The sequence below is a fragment of the Phycicoccus elongatus Lp2 genome (assembly GCF_000367525.1).
Lineage (GTDB): Bacteria > Actinomycetota > Actinomycetes > Actinomycetales > Dermatophilaceae > Phycicoccus_A > Phycicoccus_A elongatus.
In genome coordinates, this window is the sequence record NZ_HF570956.1 from 404,103 (window position 1) to 407,020 (window position 2,918).

General features: G+C 71.5%; 4 protein-coding genes. 1 reads left to right on the top strand and 3 read right to left on the bottom strand.

Annotated features, from left to right (window positions below; genetic code table 11):
* From BN10_RS17640 to BN10_RS01930, 3 genes are all read right to left on the bottom strand, one after another.
* The coding region (locus tag BN10_RS17640) for a hypothetical protein (RefSeq protein WP_233354237.1) at window positions 1–201 on the bottom strand (201 nt) is incomplete at its 3' end.
* A gap of 101 nt (window positions 202–302) precedes the next feature.
* Window positions 303–1,001 carry a metal-dependent transcriptional regulator gene (locus BN10_RS01925; RefSeq protein ID WP_010849466.1) on the bottom strand — a complete coding sequence of 233 codons (699 nt, stop codon included), beginning with the start codon at window positions 999–1,001 and terminating at the stop codon, window positions 303–305.
* A gap of 10 nt (window positions 1,002–1,011) precedes the next feature.
* On the bottom strand, window positions 1,012–2,250 hold the full coding sequence (locus BN10_RS01930; RefSeq protein WP_040750726.1) for an MFS transporter: 1,239 nt from the start codon (window positions 2,248–2,250) through the stop codon (window positions 1,012–1,014).
* 19 nt (window positions 2,251–2,269) lie between these two features.
* On the opposite strand from BN10_RS01930, the gene BN10_RS17105 reads away from it, so the two are divergent.
* Window positions 2,270–2,918 (top strand): hypothetical protein (locus tag BN10_RS17105; protein WP_051369599.1); only part of this gene is annotated, 649 nt, incomplete at its 3' end.

Genomic DNA, 2,918 nt, shown 5'->3' on the forward strand with positions numbered 1-2,918 from the left:
CGTCGAGGCGGTGGGAGCCATCGCGAGCGATGTGCTGGCACCGGACGTCGAGGGAACGATCACGGCTCCGGTCGTGGCGCCGACGATGCCGAGAGCTACGAGGGACTTCACGGCGAGGGTCGGGTTCACCAAGGAGCGGATTTCGGCGCGCCAGGACGGCTTGGGGGCACGTCGACGGCCGGGAGTTGAGCGGTGGTGCACGGGAGGGGCAGCCTTTGTCAGGGGGTCTGGGCTGCGACCACGGTAGCGACCAGATGGCCTTGATGTCACATTCGCATAACGAGCGCGATGCCGCCCGGTGCTCAGAGCCGCTCCACCAGAACGTGCACCGCAATGTCATCGGGGAGCGAGACGCCGGTGGCCTCATCGGCGCCCACGCGGGCGGCAATCGTCCGTCCGTCCTGCGCGCGGACCGTCGCCGGTTCACCCGGCAGCAGGCCGGCCGCGGTGAGCAGGGCGAGCGCCTCGTGGTCGACCTGGACCGGCTCACCGATCCGCCGCACCCGCACGGTGACCGGCTGGGCGCCGGCGACCTCGCTCAGTGGCACCAGGCCCGCGCGGAAGTCCTCGGCCTTGCCCACGCCGAGTTCCTCGAGACCGGGAATCGGGTTGCCATAGGGGGACTCGGTGAGGGTGTCACCGAGGAGCGCGACGATCTTGCGCTCCACCCGATCGGACATGACGTGCTCCCACCGGCACGCCTCATCGTGGATGAACTCCCACTCCAGGCCGATCACGTCCGCGAGCAGTCGCTCGGCGAGTCGGTGCTTTCGCATGACCCGCATCGCGATCTCCTGCCCGGACGGCGTGAGCTCGAGATGCCGGTCGTGGGCCAGGGTGAGCAGTCCGTCACGTTCCATCCGCGCCACGGTCTGCGACACCGTCGGACCGGAGTGCCCGAGTCGCTCCGCGATGCGTGCCCGCAGCGCCGGGATTCCTTCCTCCTCGAGCTCGAAGATGGTCCGGAGATACATCTCCGTGGTGTCGATGAGGTCGGTCACGAAGGTAAGCCTACGTTTGCCTCGGAGTGCTCGGGTATGCCGCGCGCTCCCGGTCGGGCTCGTAGCGCGGCACCCAGCGGGCGAGCCACCCAGCTCCCAGCAGGGACAGGACACCGACGACGACGGCCGCTGCCCCGACCGAGGCGATGGCCGCGATCGCGGCGACGAGCACAGAGGCACCGTTGGCGCCGATCAGGGAGATGAGGCGCCAGACCCCGAGGAAGGCGGCCCGACCCACGGGCGGCGCGGCATCCGCACCGAGCGTCATGACGATGCCGGAGCCGAGACCGTTGGCGATCGACATCGCCACGACCGCCACCCCGACGCCTCCTCGCGTGTCCGCCAAGGGCAGCGCCATGAGAGTGACACCAAAGCCCAGGGCCACCGGCACGGCGACCCACACCCGGCCGAAGCGGTCCATGATCCAGCCGGCGGGATAGAAGAGCAGCATCTCGATGCCCATGCCCAGGCCGAAGAGCACCGAGACCTCGCTCGCGGTCATCCCGATGTGGTCCGCCCAGAGCGGGACGACGACATTGCGGGACGCCCGGGCGAGGCCGATGACCAGGATGCCGAGGCCGAGGGTGAGGAGCACTCGGGCGTGCCGACGCACGGTCTCGCGCAGGGGCGGTGTGACAGGGCGCGCGCCGGGGTGGTCACCCTCGGCGCTCGGGACGACGAGATCCATCGACCACCAGGTGATGGCGGACGCGCCCAGCCCCCCGGCGATGAGCACGAGGAAGGCGGCACGCGCGCCGTGCACGGCGATGAGCGGCGCGGCCGCGAGCGGGCCGATGAACCAGCCGATGCGGGCAACGCCGCCGAGCGTCGACATCGCGCGGGCTCGTTGGTGGGCCGGGACGATGTGGCCCAGATAGGACTGGCGGGCGACGATGAAGATGCCGCCGGCCGGGCCCATGACGACGGCGGCCAGGGCCAGGACCCACAGGTTGGGCGCGAACCAGCCGATGAGGCCCGCCATCACCTCGAGCAGGCCGCCGATGACGAGCGCGGTGCGCTCCCCCACACGGTCGACGAAGATCCCGACCGGCACCGAGCCGACGAACTCGGCAACCGCGACGATCGACACGAAGAGCGCCGCCACGCTCACCGAGGCGCCGAGTTCGCGAGCCGTCAGCGCGACCACCGGCACGATCGCCCCGTGGCCGATCGAGCCGACCAGACTGGGGCCGTAGGCCGGCAGCGCGATCCGCCGCCAACTGAACGGCAGGTCGGCGGTCGCGGGCATGGGGGCTAGTTTGGCTGACATGGATGCGACCTCGACCGATTCGCTCGTCGTCGATCGGGTCCACTGCGGCCCGCCCGAGTCCGGCAACGGGGGATGGACCAGCGGTGAGCTCGCGGCCTACCTGTCCCCCGGCGCCGGCGACGGCGTCACGGTGCGCCTGTCCTCACCCCCACCTCTGGATGCGCCCATGACCGTGACCCTCGCCGACGGGGTCGCGACGCTCACGCACGCCGGTCATCTCGTCGCGACGGCCCGGCCGGGCATCGTTGCGCCGCTGAAGACCGACGCGGTGGACCTGGCGGCTGCCGCCGACGCCGAAACGCGCTACGAGGCGCTGGCCGGCCACCCCTTCAGCACCTGCTTCTCCTGCGGCACCGATCGCGATCCCGAGGAGGCGCTCTGCCTGCGGCCCGGCCCCCTGGCCGACGGCTCGGGGCGGTATGCCGCGCGCTGGACTCCCCCCGCCGCCTCGCCCTCGCTGGTGTGGGCAGCACTGGACTGCCCCGGCGGTTGGTCGGCCGGGATCGCGGGACGCCCGATGGTGCTGGGTGAGATGACCGCGGCGATCCACGACCTTCCGGTGCCCGGTGAGGAGCATGTCGTCATCGCCTGGCAGACCGGCTCGAGCGGTCGCAAACACCAGTCCGCGTCGGTCGTGCAGACGACCG